This is a genomic window from Vreelandella olivaria (assembly GCF_023507745.1).
In the GTDB taxonomy this organism is placed as follows: domain Bacteria; phylum Pseudomonadota; class Gammaproteobacteria; order Pseudomonadales; family Halomonadaceae; genus Vreelandella; species Vreelandella olivaria_A.
The window spans coordinates 53646-80406 of sequence record NZ_JALPZO010000155.1; the positions used below are offsets into that span (position 1 = coordinate 53646).

Consider the following 26761-nt stretch of genomic DNA (forward strand, 5'->3'; position numbering starts at 1 on the left):
CTTACCTTATTTCATCCGAACGCAACGCGGCAATGACATTTTCCATGCCTGTGCTACGCGACCCTTTCACCAGTAACGTGGTGTCAGGCGGCAAAGTGTTAATGAGATGACGCACAAGCGTCTCGTGATCGTTGAAATGCAGCCCACGACCAAAGGCTTCACTGGCTGAACGAGCGGCATCGCCATAAGTCAGTAGTGCATCAATACCAAGCGAAGCCGCAAAACGGCCGATCTCAGCATGCAGTGTTTCTGATTGCCGCCCAAGCTCACCCATGGCGCCTAACGCACACCAGCGTGGCGCGGGAAAGCTTGATAGTGTTTCTAACGCAGCTTTTACCGCCCCCGGATTAGCGTTATAGGTGTCATCCAGCAACGTGACATTGCGTATACCCGGTACGGTGCTTAAACGTCCAGGCAGACTACTCAGATGAGCCAACCCCGCTACCACTTGTTCAGGCGTCACCCCTACGGCTAACGCTGCTGCTGCTGCTGCCAGGGCATTGAGCGCATTGTGTTTGCCAATCAGCGGCAAGCGTACATTGCCTAGCGCCTGTCCGCGCTGAACAAGCGTGAAAGCATACCGCCCCTGGGAGTCACAGGAAAGGGCCGATGCATAGACATCTGCCTGACTATCCCACCCATAGCTGATCACTTGGCGCGGCGCGGCGCAAGCCGACCAAAAATCGAAATAACGGTCTTCCCGGTTAAGCACCGCCACCCCGTTGGCGCTCAGGCCTGATAATATCTCACTTTTTGCCTGCGCGATCTGCCCCATACCGCCAAACTCACCCACATGAGCACCGGTCACATTCGTAATGATGGCAACATCGGGAGAGGCTAATTGGCTTGTCCAGGCAATTTCCCCCAAATGATTGGCCCCAAGCTCAACCACCGCTGCCCGATGGTAATCCCTCAACCGCAACAGTGTCAGCGGCGCACCGAAGTCGTTATTCAAATTACCCTGGGTGGCCAGTACATCCCCCAGTGGGGACAACAGCGCCGCCGTCATCTCTTTAACGGTGGTTTTACCGCTATTACCGGTTACTGCAATGAGGGGTAACGTATAGCGATGCCGCCACGCCCGTCCGAGCAGCCCCAACCCCAACCGGGTGTCAGCACACACCAACTGAGGTAAAGCGCTTCCTCCTGCCTGCTCTACCAAAGCAGCTACCGCACCTTGCTTATGTGCTTGCTCGATAAAGTCATGCCCATCAAAGCGTGGACCTTTGAGGGCTACAAACAGGCACCCAGGGACTATCCGGCGTGTATCCGTCACTACACTACTTATCGGCAGGTCAGGCAGCCCATGGGGGGAAAGTTTAAGGGCGGAAGCAACACTCTGGAGTGACCAGCTCATGATGCTGTATCCCTGGAGGCAAGGGCTTTCAGGACATGCTCATCGTCACGATAAGCATGTCGAACGTCTTCTATTTCCTGATAGGCCTCATGCCCCTTACCTGCCACCAGCACCACATCCCGCGGGGCTGCCTGCTGTATCGCACAAGCAATGGCTTGTCGGCGGTCACCTATTTCAGTGAACGCTGTGGAGGAAGGAAGTCCGGCAATGATCTGTTGACGTATCTGCTCAGGGGGCTCCTTGCGAGGGTTATCGTCAGTAATCACCACCTGGTCAGCCAGGCGCGCTGCAACCGCAGCCATTTCAACACGCTTACCTGTATCACGCTCCCCACCACAACCAAACAGGCACCACAATTTCCCTGCACTGCCTAAATGCGCCTTTAATGCCTCAAGCGCATTGTGCAACGCATCCGGCGTATGGGCATAATCAACCACCACGCTTGGCGCGTTGGCCGCCCGGTATAGCGCCATGCGACCAGGGACAGGAGCCAACTGGGCAGCCTCGGTAAATAAGCGTTCAAGCGACTCCCCCAACCCATAGAGAACGGCAATGGCGAGGAGCACATTATCCAGGTTAAAGCGACCCATTAAATTAAGGTTAAGCACCTTTTCGCCATCAGGAGTGGCAATCAATGCCTGCTGCCCCTGCTCATGGGGATGCCAGTCAAGCACGCGCAGGGTAACGGCTTCACTGCTCCCGACTGCCAGCACCCGCACTTGGCTATCACAGCCAGCCAGCATTAGACGCGCCAAGGGGTCATCCGCATTGACAACAGCAAGCGATAACTCAGCGCGGCGAAACAGCTTGGCCTTAGCAGCCGCATAGGCTGCCATACTGCCGTGATAATCGAGGTGGTCGCGGGTTAAGTTGGTAAAAACGCCCGCCATGACATCAACGGAATCCAGCCGCTGCTGGTCCAGCGCATGCGAAGAAGCTTCCAACGCAACACGCTGGACACCCTGGCGGGCCAAATCACCTAGCGTTTGCTGCATCGCTAATGGGCCTGGCGTGGTTAGTCCGCTGTCCAGCAACTTTCCAGGGCGACCAACCCCTAAGGTGCCGATCACGCCTGCTGGCGTGCCAAGCAACTCGCTCAACGCAGCAATATAGTGAGTAACAGAGCTTTTGCCGTTAGTCCCTGTTACAGCGATTACCTGAAGTCCCTTGGGCACATCGAATAACGCTCTGCCAAGCTCGCCAAGGCGTAAGGACAGATGCGGCAGATAGAGCACTTGCCCTTCCAACGAGACGCTGCGTTGCCTGGTGTGCGCCAATACCAGCGAAGCACCCATTTCCAGGGCACGATCTATAAAGGCTCTGCCATCAAGCTGGCTACCCGGCACCGCTACGAATACATCACCAGCTTTCACTTTACGGGAATCGGTTATCAGACAAAGTTTGTCGGGCAACGAAGGTAAAGCGTCAGGCAGCGCGGCATTTGGCCACACTTTATCTATAGCACTCCATAAACCGCTTGGGCACAACGTCATGCAATCTCCTTCAAAGCTATTCGACCCCATGGTCTGGCGGCACATCGAGAAGCCGTAACGCATTGCCAGTTACGCTTGAAAATACCGGCGCCGCAACCGCACCGCCATAAAACTGACCCGCTCTCGGATGATCGATCATGACAACGGTCACAATGCGCGGGTCAGAGATAGGTGCGATACCTGCAAACACACTGCGATAGGCATCCGTCGCATACCCCTGCAAGCCGGTTTTGCGCACAGTCCCCGTTTTGCCACCAACACGGTACCCTTCAACACGAGCACGACGCCCCCCGGAGTAGGCACCCACAGAGGTTTCCAAGACATCCAAAAGGTCATCAGCAACGCTTGGAGAGATGGCAGGAATACCCTGGGGAGGCTCCGACAACCTCAACAGAGAAGGCGGCAAACGCTCCCCCCCGTTAGCCAATGCCGTATAGGCACTGGCCAGTTGCAGTGCCGAAACAGAAAGGCCATAACCATAGGATAATGCAGCCCGCTCACTACGCGACCAGCGAACCGGGGCCGGTAAGCTTCCGGTCGATTCACCGGGAAAACCGGTACCAGGGCTTTGCCCAAGCCCAAGCTGATTATATTTTTCCCAGATGGCAGTATCGCTAAGTTGAAGCGCCAGGCGTGACATGCCGATATTAGAGGACTTTTCCAGAATGCCAGCCAAATCAAGTTCACCATAGTTACGGATATCCCGAATAGTGAACTGATCAATTCGCATCCAGCCCGGCGAGGTATCCACCACCACATCACGGTCCACGATGCCACTTTCAAGAATGGCCGCCATCGCCAGCGGCTTCATGACAGAGCCTGGCTCAAACACATCAACCAGCGCTTGATTACGTAACCCCCGAGGGTCAAGCCCGGTGCGGTTATTGGGGTTATAGGAGGGCAAGTTAGCCATTGCCAGCACTTCACCTGTGCGGGCATCCAGCATCACCAGCACACCGCCGTCCGCCTCATGCTCGGCAACGGCAGCACGCAGCTCCCGATACGCCATATACTGGATGCGCTGGTCAATCGCCAGGGTCAATTCACCGCCAGGTTGCGCTTCACGGATTACCCCCAATTCGCGCACCAAACGGCCGCGACGGTCTTTAATCACCCGGCGCTGCCCAGGATGCCCCGCCAGAAACGGTTGGTAGGCAAGTTCCAGGCCCTCTTGCCCCACGTCATCAACGTTTGTCACGCCCAAAAGCTGAGCAGCCACCTCTCCTGCCGGGTAATAGCGTTTGTATTCACGCTGGGGATAAACGCCCGGCGTGCGCAGGTCCAGAATTCGCTGCGCAGCCTCTGGCGTCATTTGCCGCCGTAAGTACATGAATTCACGGCCACTAAAACGCTCCACACGGGAATCGAAATCATCCAGCGTCATCCCTAGTGCCTGTGCCAGCATTACACGTTGGATGGCATCTTCCGGCAGCTCTTGAGGGTTCGCCCATAGGGTGACAACAGGCGTGGAAATAGCCAGAGGCTCACCATTGCGGTCGGTAATCATTCCCCTATGGGCAGGGATAGCCTCGTGGCGTAGCGTGCGGGCATCGCCCTGACTTTGTAGAAACGGCCGGTCAATCACCTGAAGCAGGGTAATACGCCCAATCAGGATGCTTGAGGCCAGGGCAACTGCAATCAATATAAATAAAAAGCGGCCACCACCCAGTGGAGGCGCAATTGGTAGTTGCCGGGATACCCCACCCCGCCGCTCTCGATTCATGGCCGAATGACCTCGACATCATTTACATCGGGAATGCGCATATCCAGCCGTTCCGTGGCGATTTGTTCAATGCGCGCAGGTGTAGACCACGCGCCCTCTTCAAGTAGCAGTTGCCCCCACTCCGTCTGGAGCTGGTTTTTCTCCTGCTCCAACTGCTGAAGCTGGGCAAACTGCATTCTGGTCATATGAGTGGTGGCAACAACAGCCAGACCGGTTGCCATACATGCAAAGAAAAGCAGGCTAATCACTACAGGCCACGTGCGCAAGCGCAACTTGAACGGCCATTCAGCGCGTAATGATGAGACCCAATGCTCAATCCGATCCATGCTCATGGTCACACTCGTTTACGTGCGGCTCGCATCACTGCACTGCGTGCACGAGGGTTAATGTCCACCTCATCATCGCTTGGCCGCACTCCTTTACCCAGCGCCTCAAGACGACGACTTAACTGATCATCGCGGACAGGAACACCTCGGGGCAAGTGGGTATCCCCACGCACATGATGGCGTATGAATCGTTTAACGCGACGATCCTCCAATGAATGAAAGCTAATAACGACCAAATGCCCACCCGGCGCTAACGCCTCCAGCGCAGCATCCAAAGCGGCATCCAACTGATCCAGTTCGCCGTTTAAATAGATTCGCAACCCCTGAAATGCCTTGGTGGCAGGATGTTTACCCTTTTCCCAGGCAGGATGAGCTGCTTTTAACACCTCAGCCAGGTCAACTGTGTGGGTAAAAGGCGTCTCAGCCCGGCGTGTAACGACTGCCCGAGCCAGCCGTTTCGCATAGCGCTCTTCACCAAAGGTTTTAAACACATGGGCAATATCAGCTTCACTGGCACGTGCCAAAAACGCTGCAGCGCTCTCACCCCCGCTAGGGTCCATACGCATATCCAGCGGGCCATTGCGCATAAAACTAAACCCGCGCTCAGGATCATCCAGCTGTGGCGACGAGACACCTACATCTAATAGCACACCGGAAAGTTTCCCATACACCCCCTGCTCTTCGGCAAACTCGCCAAGGCGGGCAAAGTCTCGCTGGGTGATTTGGAAGCGGGGATCATCAATCCCTCCGGCAGCGGCAATTGCCTGAGGATCACGATCCATCGCCATCAGGCGCCCTTGCTCACTTAGCCGAGAAAGGATAACGCGTGAATGGCCTCCACGACCAAAGGTGCCGTCCAGATAAATGCCATTGGGGTCATGCACTAGCGCATCAACAGCCCCTTCGAGCAAAACGCTGGTATGGCGAAAGCGAGGAACGACCTGGTCAGCGTCAAGAGAAGGCATGTTACTCTCACACAATGTTTGAAAGGGCGTGCTCTACACACCCTTTATGGAAATGGGGAGTCGGCCGATAAGCCGGGTTCTGTCGTGGACAGTCATTCCTCTAGGCACTATGTCACCATAGCGCTCAAGCAACCTACCCGGACCCAGCGCGGGCCACGCCATGGGGTCCCTATTTGGTCTTGCTCCGAGTGGGGTTTACCATGCCACGCACTGTTACCAGGCGCGCGGTGCGCTCTTACCGCACCCTTTCACCCTTACCGGCCCCGAAAGGCTTGGCGGTCTACTCTCTGCTGCACTTTCCGTCGGCTCACGCCGCCCAGGCGTTACCTGGCACTCTGCCCTATGGAGCCCGGACTTTCCTCCCCCAACCCCCCTTTCGGGAATATTAGCGGCGACTGTCTGGCCAACTCCGGCGGCAAGCATACCAGCGCCCCGCCGTCGCCTCAATGCTCACCTTTCATTGCCTGCAATCTGGCATACCACTCCTGCTTGCGTCCGCCGAGCATTCGCGCAGCAATCGCCGCCCCCTGCTTAACCCCAACCCCTTCGGCTAATAAGGTTTTCAGTAACTCATCAGCATGAACAGCCTGATGATCACCTTGAGCAACCTTGGGTGCGCCAGCCACAATCACCACGAATTCGCCTCTGGCCTGATTAGGGTCACCCGCCAACAGATCGAGCAGCTCATCGGCAGAGCCCTGCAGAAAGGTCTCAAATGTCTTGGTTAACTCCCTCGCCAGTACAACGGTCCGCTCAGGCATCTGCTCGCGCAGCGCCTCCAGGGTATGCACGATCCGGTGTGGTGACTCGTAGAAAACCAGAGTTTCCTCCCGAGCCAGCCACTGCTCCAATACTTGTCGGCGTGCACCGGGTTTCGCGGGCAGGAAACCACCAAAGGTAAAGCGGTCGGTAGGTAACCCCGCCCCCGAAAGCGCCGTGATCAACGCACAAGGCCCTGGTAACGGCACGACCTTTCTCCCCCGTGCACGCAGTTCTCTCACCAACACAAAGCCAGGATCACTGATTAACGGGGTTCCTGCATCACTAATCAGCGCGATATCCTCCCCCGCCTCCAGGTAGGCATCCAAGATATCCACCCGCCGCGCCTCATTATGGTCATGCAGCGAAATCATCGGCTTGTTAACCCCCAGGTGGCCCAATAGACGGCCACTATGACGCGTATCCTCAGCGGCTATACGCGATACTTCCGCTAATACCCGGGCTGCACGTGGCGTTAAGTCTTCCAAATTCCCAATTGGCGTAGCAACCACGTACAATGTGCCCGGATTATGGTGTGTCATCGTGACTCCCGATTTGTTAATGGCGTGCCTGACAGTGCGCTATGCTTGTGCAATGGTCTATCCACCTGCCCCTGAACGGCGACAGCGCAAATGGAAACTAAGGAAGGATACATGAAACAGTCACTACGTGGTTTACTCGCCACTGCCTTCATGGCACTTCTCATCACGGGGTGTGCCATGCAGCCCCCTAGCGTGGTTGACCGCGCTCCTGATCAGGATGCCAACCGTTTGTTGAGCCAGGCTGAGCAACAAGCACCTGAACAAGCAGCAAAAACACGCTTGGAAGCAGCCAACATACTTGCTCAGCAGGGTCAGCGGGAAAATGCCTTTGAAGCCGCTGATTCAGTCGATGAAAGCGTACTTTCTGAAACCGACCGGGTACGCTGGGCCATGCTTTACTCTGAACTTGCCAGGGCACTCGACAACCCTCGCGCTGTGTTACGTGCCACCCAGGTGCTTGATGACGAACTCCCCATGCAAGCCAATCAACAGGAAACACTCTCCGAGCGGCAACAATGGGCAAGACAAGCCCTGGAGCCAGACCGGGAGCAGGTCACTCTCCCCGAGCTTGAGGGTGCCGATATTCGCCGCATTGTGGTCGCACTGCCTGAGTCCGGCCCGTTAAGCGGCGTTGCCAATGCTATCTCCTCTGCAATGCGTGATCACAACAATATCCGCAATGATGGTGTCGAGCTGAGCTTTTTAGACGCGTCCCAATATGCCATGGACGAGCTTTATAGCCGTGCAGAACAAATGAATGCACAGTTAATCATTGGCCCTCTGGATAAAGACCAGGTAACCCAGCTAGAGCAGCGTGACAGCGTGCCACTGCCGACACTGGCGCTTAACTACGGCCATGGCGAGTATAACCAGGCAGCCCGGCTGTTCCAGTATGGCCTATCGGCTGAGGATGAAGCGCGCCAGGCCGCACGCCGCGCCTACCAGGACGGCCATCGTCAAATGTCAATTATGGTGCCTGACAACGACTGGGGCCGACGGGTAGGTGAAGCCTTCTGGAACGAGTATCAGCGCCAGGGCGGTGAAGTGACCAACGCGGTGCGCTACAACCCCAACAGCCCGGTTTCGAATGCCGTGCAAACGGCACTGAATGTTAGCGGAGAACGTGCGCGGCTGGGCAATATTGATGCCCTGTTCCTGCTAGCGCTCCCCGAATACGCCAGGCAAGTACCACCCACCATGGACTACTACTACGCCCCGGATCTGCCCATCTATGCTACGTCGCATCTCCATGAAGGCCGCCAGCAGAGACGTTTGGACCAGGATCTGAATGATGTCATGTTTATGGACATTCCCTGGCAGATTCCTGATGCAGCCGTGGGCGGCGAGGAAGTCCTGCCTTTCTATGACACCTATCAGCGCCTGCAAGAAGAGCCTGACGCCTCCATGTTCCGCCTGATGGCCATGGGTGTAGATGCCTATGAGATTGCCACTCACTTATCCGACCTTGCAGCACTGGAAGGAATGAGCGGCAGCACCGGCACGCTCTACCTTGCTGGTGATGGCCGGATATACCGCGAACTTCCATGGGCAAGATTTCAGAATGGTATCCCTTCACCCATTCTGATCCCAGGCCTGCTGGGCGATGACGAATAATAACGCCCGAACTGCCAGATCACGGGGTGCAGCCATTGAGCAACTTGCTGCTCAATGGCTGCAGCAACACGGCCTGACACTTGTTGCCAGCAATCACCATGTTAAAGGCGGCGAGTTGGATCTTGTGATGTATGATCAGGATATTTTGGTCTTTGTTGAGGTCAAACACCGTGCCACCACCCATTATGGTCACCCTCTCGAAACCGTAACAGTACAAAAACGCCAGCGCTTGATACGTTCAGCAAGGCTCTATATAGCTCGGCATGCTATTTCCAGCCCCTGCCGCTTTGATATTCTGGCGATTACAGGCATGCTGCCCGCTCTGGAGTTTCAATGGGAAAAAGCAGCCTTCGACGCTTACTGACTCTCTTAACGAGGAAGCCCTAATGGACTTTCAATCCCGCATACTCAACCATTTCAATGCCAGCATTGATACGAAAACCTATGCCAGCGAAGTGCTGCCACCCTTTATTGAAGTAGCCAGCCAAATGATGGTGCAGTGTCTGGTAAACGAAGGAAAAATTCTGGCATGCGGCAATGGTGGAAGCGCAGGTGACAGTCAGCACTTCTCCTCTGAGTTACTTAACCGCTTTGAGCGTGAACGCCCAAGCCTTCCCGCCCTGGCGCTAACCACCGATACCTCCACACTTACCTCCATTGCCAATGACTATAGCTATAACGAGGTGTTTTCAAAGCAAATTCGTGCCTTAGGGCAGCCTGGAGATGTTTTATTAGCGATCTCAACCAGTGGCAATTCCGCCAATATTGTCCAGGCGATTCAAGCAGCCCACGACCGCGACATGACGGTTGTCGCACTGACAGGGCGCGACGGCGGCAATATGGCATCGCTTTTAGGCCAGGATGATTGTGAAATTCGTGTTCCCGCGACCTCAACTGCCCGTATTCAGGAGGTTCACTTACTGGTCATCCACTGTTTATGTGATTTAATTGACGAACAGTTATTTGGCGGCACCGTTTAAGCACGCCGCTTATTTACTCACTATGAAAAGGAGTCATTGTTATGACCCTGCGTATTTCTTCTCGCAAACTAATTTTAGCGGCTATATGTAGTGCTGTCTTACTCAGTGGCTGCGCCAATAATTCAGCTTCTAATCCCGATAATTATGGGCAGCGCAGCCAAGACGTGGAAGCAGTGGATAGCACCATCGAACGCGAAGCCGAACGCGCCCTCGCACGCGCAGATGCCCGCCTTGGCGACGCCCGCATCCGCGCGCATAGCTATAACGGCACATTACTGCTGGTAGGCCAGGTGCCAAGTGAAGAACTGCGCACCAAAGCAGGCGAAGTGGCCAGTTCATTGCGTGGTGTTAATGAAGTGCATAACGAACTCACTATTGCAGCACGCCTGCCAGCCAGCCAACGCCTGACTGATACATGGCTAACCACTAACGTCATTAGTCATCTGGCCACCAATGACCGCATTGATTCATCGAAATTGAAAATAACAACTGAAAATGCCAGCGTTTATCTGATGGGCATGGTGACACGGGAAGAGGCTGACCGAATCGTGAACGCAGCGTCATCGGTGGGCGGTGTTCAGCGTATTGTCAAAGTGTTTGAATATATCGACTAACGATAGTTGTAGCCATCTCCAAAAAAAAAAGCCTCACATGCTATCGCCATGTGAGGCCTTTTTATTGCTGCCGGTTTTGAATCAAGCCCTTTGTAGTTGGCTCTATTTCACTACACGTAGCGTCGGTTTTTTCTTAGGCTTTTGTGGCTTGCTCTCGGACGACGTTTCGTCTTTCTCAGGAAGCGGCTCCGTTACGGTAAGTTCCGGCTTGGATGCTTCAGCAGTGGCGTCTGACTCGCTGTCTTCCAGCTGAGTATCATCAAACTCTGCGGTACCCAACTCGGGCTCATGACCGAAGACCATGCCCGCGCCATTTTCCCGCGCATAAATAGCAATTAGCGCAGGCGTAGGAATCATCACCTGCATCGGCTGCCCACCAAAACGCGCATTAAAACCAATTGCCTGATTTTCCATGAATAAATCACGCACTGCCGTTGGGGCTACATTCAGCACGATCTGACCGTTTTGAACAAACTGGCGCGGCACTTCGACCCCTGGCTGCGTTGCATCGACGACCAAATAGGGCGTGAGTTCATTATCCAGCAACCATTCATAAAGGGCTCGGGCGAGATAGGGACGGCTCGACTTCATAAGACCCCCTCCTCCTTGCAAGTAAGGCCCCCACCCTCACTGAGCAAAGGGGCCATATGAATTCAAGCGCGCATCTCTTTTTCACGCTCATTCAGGGATGCTTTAAACGCTTCACGCTCAAACACCCGCGTCATGTAGCCAAGAAGCGGTTTAACCTGTTTTTCAGGTAACTCGATGTTCAGCTCTGGCAAACGCCACAAAATCGGCGCCAGACAGCAATCGACCAAGGTAAACTCTTCGCTCATGAAATAAGGCATATCTTCAAAAATTGGTGAAATACCAATCAGGCTTTCACGCAATTCCTTACGCGCCTTTTCTGCTTCTTTCTTTCCACCACTACGAATTTGCTCAAGCATCGGGCACCATTCGCGCTCAATACGATGCATCCAAAGGCGGCTTTGAGCCCGCGCAACCGGATAAACCGGCAGCAGTGGCGGATGCGGGAACCGCTCATCCAAGTACTCCATCATGACTTTTGATTCATAGAGCACCAAGTCACGATCTAATAGTGTAGGCACACTATTGTACGGGTTGAGGTCTGCTAATTCTTCAGGTGGCTGTTCATCGACCACTTCAACAATATCGACAGCAACCCCTTTTTCAGCCAGAACAATGCGTACACGATGACTGAAATGATCATTACTACCAGAGTAAAAAATCATTGACGACCGCTTGGCCACAACACCCATGAAAGCATCCTCGCATCAAAACAATTCAGAATAATAACACGTCAGCACCACCTAAGGGGAAGGTAGCCGGCTTTGTCTTACCACGGACAGGACAAGCAAAAGGCGCACGACTTTCGCCGTGCGCCCACACTGCCAATCAACAACTCCTAATTAGTGAACGTCTCGCCAGTACTCACGCTTCAGGAAATAGGCAATCACACCAAAAATAAAGATGAAAATCAGCACTTTAGGAGCTAACGTCTGCGCCTGTAGCTTGGAAGGCTCACCAACGTATGCCAGGAAGTTGGTTAAGTCATATACCGCTTCCTCAAACTCCGCTGGCTCCATTGAGCCGGGCTGAGTCACCTGTAGTACATCACATGACTGGTATTTGCCAGAAAGTGGGTCTGGCGACTGACCAGGCACAGGCTGGTCAGTCTCAGTACACACCATCTCCTGCACACCTTGCAGCGGCTCCAGAACATTCGGCATCGCCACCAGGTCGAAGACCGCATTGTTAACACCCGTCGCGCGGCTGGGATCACGGTAGAAACTCAGCAGGTAAGAGTAGATCCAGTCGGCACCACGCAGGCGGCCGTGCAGCGTCAGGTCCGGGGCAGCCGCACCGAACCAGTTATCGCCATCATCACGCTGCATGGTAGTCTGCATTAAATCGTTAAACGCAAGCGAAGATGAAAAGATCAGATTCTCCTCAACCAAGTCTTGCGGCATATCGAAATCAGCCGCAGCCCTGGAGAATCGCTGGTGTTCGAGCGAGTGACACCCCATGCAATAATTGACGTACAGCTGCATACCACGCTGCAACGACTCTTTATCCTGCAGATCAGGCGTCATTGAGTAAGGCACGTCAGGCCCCGGTGCCGCGATAGCCATAAGAGGCACCAACGCGAATAGCAGTGCGAACAGTTGCTTTTTCATTAGCCAGTCACCCTTTCCGGAACGGGTTTAGTCTTCTCAATGCTTGTGTAAACAGGCATCAATATGAAGAAAGCGAAGTACAGCAACGTGCAGATTTGGGCAGTCAGAGTACGCGCTGGTGTGGCAGGAATCGCACCTAACACCCCCAACACTACGAAACTGACCGAAAAAATCACAAGCGCTATGCGCGATAGCCAACCTTTATAGCGTATCGACTTAACCGGACTACGATCCAGCCAAGGTAACACAAACAGAATGGCAATCGCCCCACCCATGGCCAATACACCAAGGAACTCTGCACGCAAGCCGAGGAAGTCAAACGTGATGGCGCGCAAAATGGCATAGAACGGCGTAAAGTACCAAACTGGTGCAATGTGGTCCGGCGTTACCATCGGGTTAGCAGGCTCAAAGTTAGGCCGCTCAAGGAAGTATCCTCCCCCTTCAGGGAAGTAGAACAGTACAACCGCGAAGACAAAGAGGAATACCGCAACCCCCACCAGGTCTTTTACCGTGTAGTAAGGGTGGAAAGGTATGCCATCAAGTGGCTTGCCAGTTTCGTCTTTCTTCTCTTTGATCTCAACGCCATCGGGGTTATTCGACCCTACTTCATGCAGCGCAATGATATGCAATACAACAAGCGCCAGAATAACAATGGGCAGTGCAACGACATGGAGTGCAAAGAAGCGGTTAAGCGTGATACCGGAGATCAGGAAATCGCCACGAATCCACTGGGCAAGATCAGGACCAATACCAGGAATGGTAGCAAATAGAGAAATGATAACCTGCGCGCCCCAGTAGGACATTTGCCCCCATGGAAGCAGGTAACCCATAAATGCCTCTGCCATCAGAAGCAAATAAATGGCCATTCCAAATATCCAAACCAACTCACGCGGGGCTTTATACGATCCGTACATCAGCGCACGGAACATATGCAGGTAAATAACAACAAAGAATGCGGAGGCACCTGTTGAGTGCATATAGCGGATCAGCCAACCATACTCTACATCCCGCATAATATACTCAACAGAGCGGAACGCCCCTTCTGCCGATGGGTTATAACTCATGGTGAGCCATACACCGGTGAGAATCTGGTTCACTAACACCAGTAACGCCAGTACGCCAAAGATATAGAGGAAGTTGAAGTTCTTCGGCGCATAGTACTTGGTCAGGTGATCCTGCATCATCTGCGTTGCGGGGAAGCGATCATCGACCCAGCGCATGATACCGCGTTCAGCTTTGACTTTATTTGGATTACCCATTATGCGGCCTCCTCATCTTCACCAACAATGATGTCATCACCATCAAAACGATAAGGGGGCACCACAAGGTTCGTAGGTGCGGGTACATTTCGGAAGACACGCCCCGCCAGATCGAAGTAAGAACCATGACAGGGGCAAAAGAAGCCTCCAGGCCAGTCAGTGGTTACCGCAGCCTCAGGTTCAGGGCGATAAAGCGGCGAACACCCCAAGTGGGTACAAACCCCTACCATGACACCTACTTCAGGACGCACAGAACGCAACGGCCCCGAGATATAATCCGGTTGCTGCTGCTCTGCTGAATCTGGATCAGACAAGCGACCAGGATCCAGGCTCTCCGTACGTTCAATCATTTCAGGCGTGCGATTAATGATCCACACTGGCTGCCCACGCCACTCGATGGTGACACGCTGCCCCGGTTCAAGCTTGGAAAAGTTAGCTCGAACCGGCGCCCCTGCCGCCAACGCACTGGCACTAGGCTGCCAAGAAGCCACAAAGGGGACCGCAACCCCGACAGCGCCCACCGCCCCCACAACGGAGGTGGCGCCCACGAGGAAACGGCGCCGACCCTTGTTTACGCCGTTATCTGCCATTTCTGGTTTCTCCCATCAGCTTACCCGATCCGTCGCAAAGGCGTCTTGCGACGACGAATATCAAATACGCTCTATGTTAAAAAAACAAAACGCTCGGCACAAGAACAACCACCCGTGACCATGGTGGTATGAACGTTATAATTTTTTGATATTCCAACAAAAAACGCCCAGGTCGTTGACCTGGGCGCTTTCAAGCATAGCGCAAAATTAACGCTTAGAGAACTGCGGACGACGGCGTGCTTTACGCAGACCGACTTTCTTACGCTCAACTTGACGTGCGTCACGTGTTACGTAACCAGCAGCACGCAACGTGGGACGCAGATCTTCGTTATAGTTCATCAGTGCACGGGTGATACCGTGACGAATAGCACCAGCCTGAGAGGAGCCACCGCCCCCTTCAACCGTCACGTATACATCAAACTGATTCAGAGTCTCGGTCAGCTCAAGAGGCTGACGAACCACCATACGTCCGGTAACGCGACCAAAATACTGATCAAGCTCACGGTTATTAACGGTGATTTTGCCGGAACCCGGCTTTAGAAACACACGAGCGGTGGAAGTCTTGCGGCGCCCGGTACCGTAATACTGCTGTGTCATGGCGAAGATTTCCTCAGATGTTCAGTTCAAGCGGCTGTTGGGCAGCATGCGGATGCTCGGCACCGGCGTACACTTTCAACTTGGAGTACATGGCGCGACCCAATGGACCTTTCGGCAACATGCCTTTAACAGCAGACTCAATGATACGCTCAGGCGCATGGTCGAGCATTTTGTCGAATGTCATGGAGCGCAGACCGCCTGGGTAACCTGTATGGCGATAGTAGGTTTTAGCCTTCGCCTTGTTACCGGTTACCTGGACTTTCTCTGCATTGATAACGACGATGTAGTCGCCAGTATCAACGTGAGGGGTAAATTCGGGCTTATGCTTGCCACGCAGGCGGCGAGCAATCTCGGTTGCCAGACGACCGAGCGTTTTGTCCGTAGCGTCGACAACATACCAGTCGCGCTGGACGGACTGCGGCTTAGCACTGAACGTCTTCATGGAGGAAATCACCAGATTAAGTGTATTGGGTCACTAACACCGCCAGGCGGTGAAGCACCATCCCTATTTTTTTTGGTTGCCGACTGACGCCAACAACATGCAGCGAGGCGGCATTCTACAGCAACTCCATTGGCAAGTTAAGCACCATCACCACTTTTTTAATATATCGTTCGCCCTGGCTGCCATTATCAACGCCCCACCATGCCAACGTATCACCCACTTAAGGTTTATGGGGCAGAGCAAGGTACTCCTGGGACTGCATCTCCTGCAAGCGTGACAGGGTACGTTGAAACTCAAACGTTAACTTACCATCGGTATATAACAACTCTACGGGCTGCTCAGCCGACATTAACAACTTAACGCCGCGGTCATAAAACTCATCCACCATATTAATAAAGCGACGTGCCTGATCGTCAGTTTTGGCGTCCATTTGTATGACATTTGACACCAGAACAGTGTGAAACTCCCGGGCAAGCTCAATATAGTCATTCTGACTGCGGGGACCATCACATAGCTCAGCAAATTCAAACCATGCCACATCCTCATGCAACCGGCGAGTTTGAAGCACACGGTGGTTCACTTCCAAAGGTGCCCCAGCCTCTCCTGCGTGCCCGGCTATTTCTCTGAAGCTACGTGCAAGCTCACGCTCTGCGGCCTCATCAAGCGGAGCGTGGAAAATTTCGGCGCGCTCCAGGGCACGCAATCTGTAATCCACCCCCGAATCGACATTTACGACGTCACAATGGCGTTTCACAAGATCGATGGCGGGCATGAACCGCGCCCTCTGCAAGCCATCTTTATACAGATCATCAGGCACAATATTTGACGTGGCGACCAGTACAACACCACGCTCAAACATTGCCTCCAACAAGTTGGCCAGAATCATTGCATCGGTAATGTCTTTAACAAAAAACTCATCAAAACAGATAACTCTGGCTTCAGTGGCAAATTTACCGGCAATGAGTGTTAAGGGGTTTTTTTCCCCCTTATAATGGGTCAGCTCGTTATGCACCCGCTGCATAAAGCGGTGAAAATGCGTTCGCATTTTATCCGGGAATGGCAACGCATCATAAAATGTATCCACCAAATAGGTTTTGCCACGCCCTACGCCACCCCAAAAATAGAGACCTCGTACCTGCGGCAATACAGGCTCATCCAATGTCTTCTTTTTACCTATCAGTCCTGCCATTCTGGCTTTAAGGCCTTTATTAGCCACCATTGCCTTGGGCACCGCTGTCGGTGCTGCCACCAAATCATCATAAAGCCGCTGAAGGTGTTTAACTGCTTCTTCCTGGGCCGGGTCATATTGAAAGTCGTCGCGCTGTAAGTCGTTGCGATAACGTTCAAGCGGGGTTAGCCTTTGAACCCGCCCCACCTTCTGTTGTGCAGATATTGATGACATCCCATTCGCCTCCCACAGCATTTTGCACACGCCTCGCAGTCTGAAACCAACCCGTGGCCTGCCCCACAAAAGAGGCTGATTATACGCTGCTCGACAGCCAGGCGCATGAGCGGATTGACCGAACAGGCACGCAGACGCCTATAATGGGCCTTGTTTCGTAAGTGCACCACCGGTACATGCTCCAGGTGGAGCGCATCAAGTTTCAGGGAGAACACCGTGGAAGCAAACTCGCCATTCACCTTTGCGATCGTTGGGATCATCATTGGCTTTATTCTTGGCATGGCCTGCTATCGCCTATTTAGTAAAGGCGAACGCAAAAGCACTGCCCTTAGGCAAACGCTGTTAGAGCGTGAGCACCAAATTGCTGAACTCAAAAAAGCAATGGGTAGCCATATTACAGACGTTCGCCAACGCCTGGAAAACATTCGCGCTGAGGCAGACCAACTTGAGCAGCAGCTTGAAGAGGATACCGCTCAATGGAGGCTTGGCAAGATAGCAGTGACAGGCTCTATAACGCCGAGCATCACTGATATTGATCATACACTCACGACACCGCGAGATTATGCGGATGGCAAGGGAGGCACACTCTCCGAAGACTTTGGCTTAAAAGAAAGCGCCAAAGAAAAAGACGCCTCAACCCCGCAACCGCCCCGCTATTAAGGCACGCAACATCATCACGCGGCATAGCAACACAGCGGTGGTACCAATAGCACCACCGCTTTAACGCTCAAGCTGGGTTATCTATATCGACAAAGCGGTGCTCAACCCCATATTCGCCTGCCAGCCACTCACCCAACGCCTGAACACCGTAACGCTCTGTGGCATGATGCCCGGCAGCAATGTAATGAATCCCCATTTCACGCGCAAGATGGGTAGTACGTTCAGATATTTCACCCGATATAAACGCCTGCGCCCCCGCCTCATAGGCAGCCGTTATCATATCCTGGGCACCCCCGGTGCACCACGCAATCCTGTCTACCTCCCCCACCCCAGGCGCTTCAACCACCAGCGGGGCACGCTGAAGTACCGATGTCATCTGCTGAGCCAGCGCATCAATATGCTGCGGCTCAGCAAGACGCCCTGACCATAGTAACCCTTCCCCCAACTCACCATCCAGGCACCCCTCCACTTTCCAGCCATGCCGTCTGGCCAACTCAGCGTTATTACCCAGTTCGGCATGGGCATCAAGGGGAAGATGATAAGCCAATAAGTTAATATTATGATATAAAAGCGTTTTTATACGTTTTTGCTTCATGCCTGTGATGGCTACCGGTTCGTTCTTCCAAAAGTAGCCATGGTGCACCAACACCAAATCAGCCCGCCAGGCAACGGCCTCCTCCAAAAGCGCCTGACAGGCAGTCACGCCAGACATAACGCGCGTTACCGTGTCACGCCCCTGTACCTGTAGGCCATTAACGGTAAAGTCTTTAAATTGCGAGGCTCGCAATTGATGGTCGCACGCGGCTACTATTTGGTCACGATGATTCACATTGACTCCTTAATTGATTCGCTGCCTGGCATGAGGAAGAGAACGATAAAGTGTTACCATATAGGTATTGTAAAACTCGCATCGCGTTATCGCGAACCTCACGATGATTAAGACCTCCACCCGCTGAGGAATTTTTGCATGCACCGCTTTGTGCTGCCCTATTTATGGCCGATTATCACCGGGCTGCTACTGGCTGCCCTGGCACTACTTGCTTTCCCGGAAAAAATACCCAACCCTTTTCAGCAAACTCCGCCACCCACTGTTGAAGCCCCCCCCTCCTTAGTGTCCACCACCAGTGAGCAGGCACCAAACCGGCCAGCACCTGAAATTCGCCAGGCAGAACCACTGGCGCGCAATCAGGGACCTACCAGTTATTCAAGCGCCGTCAACCAGGCGGCTCCCGCCGTCGTGAACATTTATTCATCACGCATTGTTGAGCGCGATCAGCATCCATTAATGTCGGACCCCTTCTTCCAACAGTTTTTTAGCGGTGACGATGCCACCACTCATCAGCGCATGCTTTCCAGCCTGGGATCAGGCGTTATAGTGAGTCAAGATGGGTATGTATTGACTAATCACCACGTCATTAGCGGGGCAGATCAAATCCAAGTGGCTCTTCGCGATGGCCGGGAAACCCTTGCGGAAGTGGTCGGCACTGACCCTGAGAGCGACCTTGCCGTACTGCGTATCAACCTTGATAACCTGCCAATTATTGAGCTGGCCGACTCAGAGGGGGTAGCGGTCGGGGATGTCGCTTTGGCAATAGGCAACCCATTTGGCGTTGGTCAAACCGTTACCATGGGCATTATCAGTGCAACGGGACGCAGCCACCTGGGCCTTAATGCTTATGAAGACTTTATTCAAACCGATGCCGCGATTAATCCCGGCAACTCAGGCGGCGCACTGATAAATCCCGACGGAGCATTAGTGGGCATTAATACTGCCATTTTTTCCCGCTCGGGGGGCTCTCAAGGCATAGGATTTGCCATTCCCGCCAATCTGGCGCATAGCATCCTCAACGAGCTGGTAACGCAAGGACGCGTGATACGCGGCTGGTTAGGTATTGAGGCCCAAGCTCTTTCCCGCGAGCTGGCGGCATCATTTGGCTTACGTACCCCGCAGGGTGTGATCGTAGCGGGAGTCGTGAGCGGTGGGCCAGCTGCTGAAGCGGGACTACAGCCTGGAGACGTACTGCTCTCAATAGATGGTCAAGCTATTATGGATGCGCGGGCGACCATGAGCGATATCGCTTCCGTTCCACCGGGCACTTCGCTACCGTTAACCATTGTACGCAGCGGTGAGCGTATGGAAATGACACTGGAGGTTGGCGAACGGCCAGTACCTACCAATGCCACTTCAGGCGAGCGCCAGAGCGGCTCCTAACCGCTTCGCTTCCCATACATCAATCAGTCTCGCCTCAATCTCTAATACGGTACTCCGCTGACCGCGCATGGGCGGTCAGCGACTCTCCCCTGGCAAGCACAGAGGCCACTTTGCCCAATTCAGACGCCCCCTCTGCAGAGCAGTGAATAAGCGACGAGCGCTTTTGGAAGTCATACACCCCCAGCGGAGACGAAAAGCGCGCAGTTCCCGAGGTGGGCAAGACATGATTAGGGCCAGCGCAGTAATCACCGAGTGCCTCTGCTGTATAGCGCCCCATGAAGATCGCCCCCGCATGGCGAATATTGTCAAGCCACGACGCTGGCGCTTCAACAGAAAGCTCCAAGTGCTCTGGCGCAATGCGATTAATAAGATCAAGCGCTTCGGTTTTATCCTGGCAAAGGATGAGTGCCCCCCGACGACTTAATGAGGCACGCACAATGCTTTCTCGCTCCAGAGTAGGCAACAGCCGCTCAATAGCAGCCTCTACTGCATCAAGATGAGCGGCATCCCAACTGACCAGAATCGCCTGCGCATCTTCGTCATGCTCAGCTTGAGAAAACAGGTCCATCGCCAGCCAGTCAGGATCGGTTTTACCGTCAGAAACCACGAGGATTTCCGAAGGCCCTGCAATCATATCGATGCCCACCTGACCAAAAACCGCTCGCTTCGCAGTTGCCACATAGATATTGCCGGGACCCACAATTTTATCAACACGGGGAACGCTTTGGGTGCCATAGGCAAGCGCCGCCACCGCCTGAGCTCCCCCAATCGTGAACACATGGTCCACACCCGCCAAATGAGCCGCCGCCAACACAAGGTTATTCAATACACCATCCGGGGTTGGCACCACCATGACAATCTCTCGAACACCTGCCACATGGGCAGGAATAGCGTTCATTAATACAGAGGAGGGATAGGCAGCTTTTCCACCTGGCACATAGATACCTGCCCGATCCAGCGGTGTCACCTTCTGCCCCAGTAAGGTGCCATCAGCTTCTTCATACTGCCAGGAGCTGGGTTTTTGGCGCTCGTGGTAACGTTTGATGCGCTCAGCGGCTACGGTCAATGCATCCCGCTGCTGATCCGGCAACCCATCAAATGCCGCCTTTAGCTGCTCAGCAGAAAGGCGCAGTTGATCCATATGATTTACTGACAGTCGGTCAAAGCGATTCGTTGCCTCAATAACCGCATCATCTCCGCGCAGCCTTACATCCGCCAGAAGCTCTTCAACGCGCGTCTGCACCTCCTTATCCGAAACACCTTCCCAGTCCAGAAGCGTATCTAAACGCTGATGAAACGCCGTGTCAGCCGTTGAGAGTCGAGCTATCGTGTTATCGCTCATGGAAAACCTCGCGTCATTCAGTAAGCTGTGCCTGGCGCTGCTTTACAGCACCATCCAAACGAGCCAGTAACGGCTTAATGCGATCATGCTTCATGGTCATGGCCGCTTTATTCACGACCAGCCGGGTGCTGATATGCGCAATTAACTCACGTGGCTCCATACCATTGGCACGCAGGGTATTACCTGTATCGACGATATCGACAATTTCATCGGCCAGATTCATCAGCGGCGCCAGCTCCATGGCACCGTAAAGCTTAATAACTTCCGCCTGTATACCCTGCTCGGCATAGTAGCGGCGCGCCACATTAACAAACTTCGTGGCTACCCGGCGGCGGGCGTGGGAAGGAGGCAAACCGGAAACACCAGCGGTCATTAATTTGCAGCGGGCAATATTAAGATCAAGGGGTTCATAAAGTCCCTCGACCCCATGTTCCAGCAGTACATCCTTGCCTGCAATACCTAAGTCCGCAGCCCCCAGTTGAACGTAGGTGGGTACATCCGTTGCCCGAATCACAACCAGCTTTACATCGGGCAGGTTAGTATCGAACAGCAGCTTGCGACTTTTGCTTAAATCCTCTGCGGGGGTAATACCCGCATCCGCCAAAAGCGGCAACGTTTCGTCCAGAATACGCCCTTTTGAAAGGGCTAGAATCAGTTGCTTACTCATTGTATCGGCCAATGGTTAATAGCATGGCTCAGCCAGGAATACGACGAATCTTCGCACCCAGCAGCTGCAATTTTTCTTCAATACACTCGTAGCCACGGTCAATATGATAAATACGGTCAACGAGGGTTTCGCCTTCCGCCATCATGGCCGCAATTACCAGAGATGCTGAGGCACGTAGATCCGTTGCCATTACTGGCGCACCCGAGAGCTTGTCCACACCTTTAATCAGCGCCGCATTGCCTTCCAAAACGATATTGGCTCCCATGCGGTTAAGCTCTTGCACGTGCATAAAGCGATTTTCAAAGATGGTTTCCACTACCCGGGAGTCACCTTCCGATACGGCATTCATGGCTACAAACTGGGCCTGCATATCGGTGGGAAATGCCGGGTAAGGTGCGGTACGAATATTGACAGCCTTGGGACGCTTGCCATGCATATCCAGCACAATCCAGTCATCACCACTGGTAATTTCAGCGCCCGCCTCTTCCAGCTTCGCCAACACGGCTTCGAGAATATCAGCACGGGTGCGCTTTACTTTCACCCGCCCACCCGTCATTGCCGCCGCAACCAGAAAAGTTCCGGTCTCGATACGGTCTGGCATTACGTCATGCTCACAGCCATGCAGTGACTCAACGCCCTCAATCACGATCGTGTCAGAGCCATGACCACGAATATTGGCCCCCATCTTGATCAAGCACTCGGCAAGATCAACCACTTCGGGCTCGCGGGCGGCATTTTCAAGAATTGTTTTACCGTCCGCAAGGGTAGCGGCCATCAACAGGTTTTCGGTACCCGTTACCGTGACAGTATCGAAATAGATGGTAGCGCCTTTAAGGCGGCCATCAACCCTGGCACGTATATAACCGCTTTCTACACGAATCTCAGCTCCCATCGCCTCCAGGCCGCGAATGTGTAAGTCAACCGGACGCGAGCCAATGGCGCAACCGCCAGGCAGGGAGACATCCGCCTTACCGAAATGCGCCAGAAGCGGGCCAAGCACCAGAATCGATGCCCGCATTTTCTTAACCAGCTCATAAGGGGCATGACACCGGGTTACCTGGGAACCATCCAACTGAATGCTTAGCTTCTCGCCCATCACGGGCTCAACTCCCATTCGGCCAAGCAATTCCAATGTGGTCGTTATGTCCTGCAGGTGGGGTAAATTGCCAATGACCACAGGGCCGTCGGCTAACAGGCTGGCACATAAAATTGGCAATGCAGCATTTTTTGCACCGCTTGCCCACACTTCACCGTCAACTGAACCGTTTCCGGTAATAATCAGTTTATCCATGCGGCCGCCCGTTACTGGGCGTTCTCCGGTGCAGTTTGCCACTGCGCCGGAGTAAACGTTTTAATACTGATGGCGTGCAGCGCACCGGAAGCGATCTCATCGCTTAACGCTGCATAAACAAGCTGCTGACGCTTAACCGGGGAAAGACCTTCAAAGGCTTCACCAACTGCAATCACCTGAAAATTACAGCCTTCACCCTGGATATGAAAGTCACACCCTTCGATGCGGGATTCAAGCAGCGCTTTTACCTCATTGGGTTGCATGGGACAGGAAACTCCTTTGGGGGCCATCTGAATAATAGAAAATGAGGAGACATGATAAAGAAAAGCATCACACTTGGCGATGCTGGTCTGCATAGCTAATGTATTGCGCCGTGGCGCGCAATCAGTTCATCCAGCTCCGCCAGGGAGGCAAGTCGGCTTAGGGGCGCCGATAACCGGATCGACTCAATAGCAATATTCTGGTGATGACAGGTGCGCAACCACTCAAACAGTACGCTTATCGCAACGCTACTGGCTTTGCCAACACCAGTAAAATCAAAGGCGGCCACCTGCAAATCATTAGTTTTTAACCACTTCATGCCCGCAGCGGCCAACTCGACCGCTGCGTTTATTTCCAGGTCTCCAGTAACAACGAGCGTATGCCCATTCTCTTGGAGCGAAACGCTAGCCAGAGACAGTAACGGCGTCACGCATCGCCTCCCTGCTCCAGCTCTTCAACGCCGATATCGGGTGACCAACCACGAATAACCGCATCATAGTCACGATTGTTTTCACGCATGGCTTGATCAAACTGATTACGGAACGTCAGCCCCAGGTTAATACCGTTGACGATGACATTCACCACACGCCATTCACCATCAGAGAGTCTCAGGCTATAACTAACCGGATAAACTTGACCATTATTGGCCACCACTTCCATATCAACACTGGCCTGGTCTTCATGCCGCTGGCCACGCTGATTATTCAGCACACGCAGCTCGTCATAATCAAAGGTCACCAGTCCCCGGGTATAGGTATCGATCAGGGTTTGACGAAACACATTGGCAAACCGGCTGCGCTGTTCAGGAGTGGCATTGCGGAAATAACTCCCCATCACACTGGCACCGATATAGCGGAAGTCGGCTATGTCATCCAGGCTGTCATTAACCAACGCCTTAAGTTCATCCAGATTATTTGCGTAGTAGTCTTCTCTACCTTCGATTTGGGCCATGAAGGAGCTGATATTTTCACGAATCATAGCCTCAGGAGTCTGGGACTGCGCCTGGGTGGCCAACGGCACAGCCATTGCCACAACCGCCAATAAAACAAACATCCAGCGGCATAGTGTCATGTTTATATGTTGCATTACTTTCACCTCATCGTTCCGGGGTGCTATCAGCCAGTGTGCTTTAGCGTTAACCCATCAGCTGCTTGCCATATTGGATACAAATTGCTGGATTAGTTCTTCCAATACCAGTGCGGACTGGGTGTCTCGAATAGTATCACCATCTTCCAGCATCTCTGGGGCACCACCCACGCTCAGACCGATATACTGCTCTCCCAGCAGCCCCGCGGTCAGGATAGCGGCGGTGGTGTCTTGAGAAAGCTGGCCTTCCAGGTCACTATCCAACCTCAATATCACCCGGGCGTCATACCAGTCAGTATCAAGCTCAATCGCTTCGACACGCCCAACGGTCACACCTGCCATGGTGACTCGGGCACGTGGTTTCAAACCACCTATGTTGGCAAAATTGGCCTCAAGCCGAAACGTATCAGTGGGGGCTGAGAGCGACAGGCCACTGACCCGCAAGCCAAGAAACACAAGCCCCAAGATACCCGCCAGCATAAAAAGGCCAACGCCAAACTCCATGGTTTTACTGCGCTTCATGAAACTGCTCCACCCATTAAAGGCCGCCGAACATGACGGCGGTTAATACGAAATCAAGCCCCAAGACGGCCAGTGATGAATACACGACGGTTCGCGTTGTGGCACGTGAAATTCCTTCCGATGTAGGCACCAGATCATAACCCTGGAATACTGCTATCCAGGTGACGACTACTGCAAACACCAAACTTTTGATCATGCCGTTGCCCACATCATTGATAAACGAGACGCTGGCCTGCATATTGCTCCAATAGGAGCCTTCAAAGACGCCCAACCACTCGACCCCAACCAGATAACCGCCCCATATCCCCACAACGCTAAACCCAACGGTAAGGATGGGCAGAGCAACAAACCCTGCCCACAGCCGAGGAGCCACCACACGGCGCAGTGGATCGACACCAATCATTTCCATACTGGTTAGCTGCTCGGTTGCCTTCATTAACCCTATTTCAGCCGTTAGTGCAGAACCCGCCCGACCTGCAAATAACAGCGCAGCGACAACGGGAGCCAGCTCACGCAGTAACGAAAGTGCCACCATCTGCCCTAACGCCTGCTCCGCGCCAAAATCCACCAGGATAGTGTAGCCCTGCAGCGCCAGCACCATGCCAATAAACAGCCCGGACACCAACACAATGGCTAACGAAAGCACTCCAACAAAATGCATTTGACGGAGCCACAATCTCCACCCTTCGCGGGAAGGTATTCCGACCGCAGACTGTCCAAGGAAAACCCCGGCACGCCCCAAAGCCTCCATCGCGTCACACCCCTTCCGCCCCAACCGGGTGATTTGGGTAGCACCTTGCTTAAATTTTGACTGCATTTACCCTGCCCTTGTTACCTAAGCGTGGCCAAGAATATCGCGATAAAAGCTCTCAGCGGGATAGTGGAATGGCACCGGCCCATCCGGCTCACCATGAACAAACTGGCTGACCCGGGGATCCTGATTGGTATCGAGTGTTTGCGGCGTGCCATGGGCGACGACCTGACCATCTGCAATAAGATAGAGGTAATCCGCGATACTCAACGTCTCTTTAATATCATGAGAGACCACAACAGAAGTTAATTGCAGCGCCTGGTTCAGCCGTTTAATGAGCTGCACAAGCACACCCATGGATATAGGGTCCTGCCCCACGAAAGGTTCATCATAGAGTATCAGCTCTGGGTCCAGGGCCACGGCACGTGCTAACGCCACGCGCCTCGCCATTCCTCCCGAAAGCTCTGCGGGTGTCAGCTTACGTGCACCGCGCAATCCAACTGCCTGTAGCTTTAGTAACACCAGATCACGAATCATCGCATCAGGCAGATCCGTATGAACACGCAGCGGAAAAGCGACGTTTTCAAACACATCCAGGTCCGAAAACAGCGCACCGCTTTGAAACAGCATCCCCATACGTTTACGCAGTGCAAATAACGCTTTACGTGAGAGGCTATGCACCTCCTGTCCGTCGATCAATACTCTCCCACGATCAGGCGTTAACTGGCCGCCAATCAACTTCAGCAGCGTTGTTTTACCCGTACCACTCGGCCCCATGATGGCCGTCACCTTCCCCTGGGGAATCGTCATATTAACGCCCCGGAAAATATCGTGCTCTCCGCGCGAGAAGTACAAATCTTCAATTTCTATGAAGGGAACATCTGTCATGGGCTGATTGACCTTCATCGTCGCCTTATAGTAACGCGCCGGTATGTAGCGACTACATACCACACAGTTCAACAGCACGCAGTTAAAAAAAACAGTGTTTTTAAATATTATCGAACATCGTATCCTAACACCACTCACAGTAACAGATGCAGCAACGGCCGCTGACGGCATATACCTTGCACGATTACAGCGGATAACCGGCAAGCGCTTTGGCTATACA

General features: G+C 53.5%; 30 protein-coding genes and 1 other RNA gene. 6 read left to right on the top strand and 25 right to left on the bottom strand.

Translation table 11 applies throughout. The features are described 5' to 3' along the window. Position 1: 1 nt before the first annotated feature. The 7 genes from HP566_RS18465 to rsmI form a co-directional block, all read right to left on the bottom strand. Complete coding sequence (locus tag HP566_RS18465; RefSeq protein WP_249978784.1) at positions 2-1357, bottom strand: UDP-N-acetylmuramoyl-tripeptide--D-alanyl-D-alanine ligase; 1356 nt, start codon at positions 1355-1357, stop codon at positions 2-4. Continuing rightward, entirely contained in the window at positions 1354-2850 is a 1497-nt protein-coding gene (locus HP566_RS18470; RefSeq protein ID WP_249978785.1) for a UDP-N-acetylmuramoyl-L-alanyl-D-glutamate--2,6-diaminopimelate ligase, read from the bottom strand. The genes HP566_RS18465 and HP566_RS18470 overlap by 4 nt, the downstream gene beginning before the upstream one ends. A 16-nt stretch (positions 2851-2866) precedes the next feature. Beyond that, positions 2867-4573, bottom strand: a complete 1707-nt coding sequence (locus HP566_RS18475; RefSeq protein ID WP_249978786.1) for a peptidoglycan D,D-transpeptidase FtsI family protein — start codon at positions 4571-4573, stop codon at positions 2867-2869. After that, the gene (ftsL, locus tag HP566_RS18480) at positions 4570-4905 is read right to left on the bottom strand and encodes a cell division protein FtsL (protein WP_249978787.1); all 336 of its coding nucleotides are present in this window, start codon (positions 4903-4905) and stop codon (positions 4570-4572) included. Before ftsL ends, HP566_RS18475 begins: the two co-directional genes overlap by 4 nt. A 2-nt stretch (positions 4906-4907) precedes the next feature. Further along, on the bottom strand, positions 4908-5864 hold the full coding sequence (rsmH, locus tag HP566_RS18485; RefSeq protein ID WP_249978788.1) for a 16S rRNA (cytosine(1402)-N(4))-methyltransferase RsmH: 957 nt from the start codon (positions 5862-5864) through the stop codon (positions 4908-4910). Between the two features lie 52 nt (positions 5865-5916). Then, positions 5917-6275: RNase P RNA component class A (rnpB, locus tag HP566_RS18490), an RNA gene on the bottom strand. Positions 6276-6307: 32 nt separating this feature from the next. Further along, positions 6308-7165 carry a 16S rRNA (cytidine(1402)-2'-O)-methyltransferase gene (gene rsmI / locus HP566_RS18495; RefSeq protein WP_249978789.1) on the bottom strand — a complete coding sequence of 286 codons (858 nt, stop codon included), beginning with the start codon at positions 7163-7165 and terminating at the stop codon, positions 6308-6310. Between the two features lie 111 nt (positions 7166-7276). Between rsmI and HP566_RS18500 the strand changes: the two genes are divergently transcribed. From HP566_RS18500 to HP566_RS18515, 4 genes are read left to right on the top strand one after another with little or no spacing between them, the layout of a single operon-like run. Continuing rightward, a complete protein-coding gene (locus HP566_RS18500; protein WP_249978790.1) occupies positions 7277-8779 on the top strand; it encodes a penicillin-binding protein activator in 1503 nt (500 codons plus the stop codon). Then, positions 8769-9143 carry a YraN family protein gene (locus HP566_RS18505; RefSeq protein WP_249978791.1) on the top strand — a complete coding sequence of 125 codons (375 nt, stop codon included), beginning with the start codon at positions 8769-8771 and terminating at the stop codon, positions 9141-9143. Before HP566_RS18500 ends, HP566_RS18505 begins: the two co-directional genes overlap by 11 nt. 22 nt (positions 9144-9165) lie before the next feature. After that, positions 9166-9759 carry a phosphoheptose isomerase gene (locus HP566_RS18510; RefSeq protein ID WP_249978792.1) on the top strand — a complete coding sequence of 198 codons (594 nt, stop codon included), beginning with the start codon at positions 9166-9168 and terminating at the stop codon, positions 9757-9759. A gap of 41 nt (positions 9760-9800) precedes the next feature. Continuing rightward, complete coding sequence (locus HP566_RS18515) at positions 9801-10373, top strand: BON domain-containing protein (protein WP_249978793.1); 573 nt, start codon at positions 9801-9803, stop codon at positions 10371-10373. Between the two features lie 102 nt (positions 10374-10475). On the opposite strand, the gene HP566_RS18520 is transcribed toward HP566_RS18515, so the two are convergent. From HP566_RS18520 to zapE, 8 genes are all read right to left on the bottom strand, one after another. Beyond that, positions 10476-10964: a ClpXP protease specificity-enhancing factor gene (locus HP566_RS18520; RefSeq protein WP_249978794.1), complete on the bottom strand. Its 489-nt coding sequence runs from the start codon at positions 10962-10964 to the stop codon at positions 10476-10478. Positions 10965-11026: 62 nt separating this feature from the next. Further along, positions 11027-11653, bottom strand: a complete 627-nt coding sequence (gene sspA, locus HP566_RS18525) for a stringent starvation protein SspA (protein WP_249978795.1) — start codon at positions 11651-11653, stop codon at positions 11027-11029. Between the two features lie 150 nt (positions 11654-11803). Next, positions 11804-12571, bottom strand: coding sequence for a cytochrome c1 (locus HP566_RS18530; protein WP_249978796.1), 768 nt, complete (start codon positions 12569-12571; stop codon positions 11804-11806). Next, positions 12571-13830 carry a cytochrome b gene (locus HP566_RS18535; protein WP_249978797.1) on the bottom strand — a complete coding sequence of 420 codons (1260 nt, stop codon included), beginning with the start codon at positions 13828-13830 and terminating at the stop codon, positions 12571-12573. The genes HP566_RS18530 and HP566_RS18535 overlap by 1 nt, the downstream gene beginning before the upstream one ends. Beyond that, positions 13830-14420, bottom strand: coding sequence for a ubiquinol-cytochrome c reductase iron-sulfur subunit (petA, locus tag HP566_RS18540; protein WP_249978798.1), 591 nt, complete (start codon positions 14418-14420; stop codon positions 13830-13832). Before petA ends, HP566_RS18535 begins: the two co-directional genes overlap by 1 nt. A gap of 207 nt (positions 14421-14627) precedes the next feature. Continuing rightward, the gene (gene rpsI / locus HP566_RS18545; protein ID WP_044629966.1) at positions 14628-15017 is read right to left on the bottom strand and encodes a 30S ribosomal protein S9; all 390 of its coding nucleotides are present in this window, start codon (positions 15015-15017) and stop codon (positions 14628-14630) included. A 13-nt stretch (positions 15018-15030) separates the two neighbouring features. Continuing rightward, on the bottom strand, positions 15031-15459 hold the full coding sequence (gene rplM, locus HP566_RS18550; RefSeq protein WP_016913499.1) for a 50S ribosomal protein L13: 429 nt from the start codon (positions 15457-15459) through the stop codon (positions 15031-15033). Positions 15460-15679: 220 nt separating this feature from the next. Further along, positions 15680-16861 carry a cell division protein ZapE gene (zapE, locus tag HP566_RS18555; RefSeq protein ID WP_249978799.1) on the bottom strand — a complete coding sequence of 394 codons (1182 nt, stop codon included), beginning with the start codon at positions 16859-16861 and terminating at the stop codon, positions 15680-15682. Positions 16862-17077: 216 nt separating this feature from the next. Here zapE and HP566_RS18560 point away from each other — a divergent pair, with 216 nt between their 5' ends. Continuing rightward, positions 17078-17521 carry a ZapG family protein gene (locus tag HP566_RS18560; RefSeq protein ID WP_249978800.1) on the top strand — a complete coding sequence of 148 codons (444 nt, stop codon included), beginning with the start codon at positions 17078-17080 and terminating at the stop codon, positions 17519-17521. A gap of 67 nt (positions 17522-17588) precedes the next feature. Here the strand turns inward: HP566_RS18560 and HP566_RS18565 are convergent, their stop codons facing one another. Further along, positions 17589-18350 (bottom strand): Nif3-like dinuclear metal center hexameric protein, encoded by a 762-nt coding sequence (locus HP566_RS18565; RefSeq protein WP_249978801.1) that lies wholly within the window; start codon positions 18348-18350, stop codon positions 17589-17591. A gap of 138 nt (positions 18351-18488) precedes the next feature. Here HP566_RS18565 and HP566_RS18570 point away from each other — a divergent pair, with 138 nt between their 5' ends. Then, the gene (locus HP566_RS18570) at positions 18489-19733 is read left to right on the top strand and encodes a Do family serine endopeptidase (protein ID WP_249978802.1); all 1245 of its coding nucleotides are present in this window, start codon (positions 18489-18491) and stop codon (positions 19731-19733) included. Positions 19734-19767: 34 nt separating this feature from the next. Here the strand turns inward: HP566_RS18570 and hisD are convergent, their stop codons facing one another. The 9 genes from hisD to HP566_RS18615 form a co-directional block, all read right to left on the bottom strand. After that, positions 19768-21075, bottom strand: a complete 1308-nt coding sequence (gene hisD / locus HP566_RS18575) for a histidinol dehydrogenase (RefSeq protein ID WP_249978803.1) — start codon at positions 21073-21075, stop codon at positions 19768-19770. A gap of 13 nt (positions 21076-21088) precedes the next feature. Beyond that, a complete protein-coding gene (hisG, locus tag HP566_RS18580) occupies positions 21089-21742 on the bottom strand; it encodes an ATP phosphoribosyltransferase (RefSeq protein ID WP_249978804.1) in 654 nt (217 codons plus the stop codon). A 28-nt stretch (positions 21743-21770) separates the two neighbouring features. Beyond that, entirely contained in the window at positions 21771-23033 is a 1263-nt protein-coding gene (gene murA, locus HP566_RS18585; RefSeq protein ID WP_249978805.1) for a UDP-N-acetylglucosamine 1-carboxyvinyltransferase, read from the bottom strand. An 11-nt stretch (positions 23034-23044) separates the two neighbouring features. Continuing rightward, the gene (locus HP566_RS18590; RefSeq protein WP_249978806.1) at positions 23045-23296 is read right to left on the bottom strand and encodes a BolA family protein; all 252 of its coding nucleotides are present in this window, start codon (positions 23294-23296) and stop codon (positions 23045-23047) included. A 95-nt stretch (positions 23297-23391) separates the two neighbouring features. Continuing rightward, complete coding sequence (locus HP566_RS18595; protein WP_249978807.1) at positions 23392-23724, bottom strand: STAS domain-containing protein; 333 nt, start codon at positions 23722-23724, stop codon at positions 23392-23394. After that, complete coding sequence (locus HP566_RS18600; protein WP_249978808.1) at positions 23721-24380, bottom strand: MlaC/ttg2D family ABC transporter substrate-binding protein; 660 nt, start codon at positions 24378-24380, stop codon at positions 23721-23723. The genes HP566_RS18595 and HP566_RS18600 overlap by 4 nt, the downstream gene beginning before the upstream one ends. 57 nt (positions 24381-24437) lie before the next feature. Next, positions 24438-24902: an outer membrane lipid asymmetry maintenance protein MlaD gene (mlaD, locus tag HP566_RS18605; RefSeq protein WP_249978809.1), complete on the bottom strand. Its 465-nt coding sequence runs from the start codon at positions 24900-24902 to the stop codon at positions 24438-24440. A 16-nt stretch (positions 24903-24918) separates the two neighbouring features. Beyond that, the gene (gene mlaE, locus HP566_RS18610) at positions 24919-25719 is read right to left on the bottom strand and encodes a lipid asymmetry maintenance ABC transporter permease subunit MlaE (protein WP_249978810.1); all 801 of its coding nucleotides are present in this window, start codon (positions 25717-25719) and stop codon (positions 24919-24921) included. Positions 25720-25737: 18 nt separating this feature from the next. Further along, positions 25738-26541 carry an ATP-binding cassette domain-containing protein gene (locus tag HP566_RS18615; protein WP_249978881.1) on the bottom strand — a complete coding sequence of 268 codons (804 nt, stop codon included), beginning with the start codon at positions 26539-26541 and terminating at the stop codon, positions 25738-25740. Positions 26542-26761: the final 220 nt, after the last annotated feature.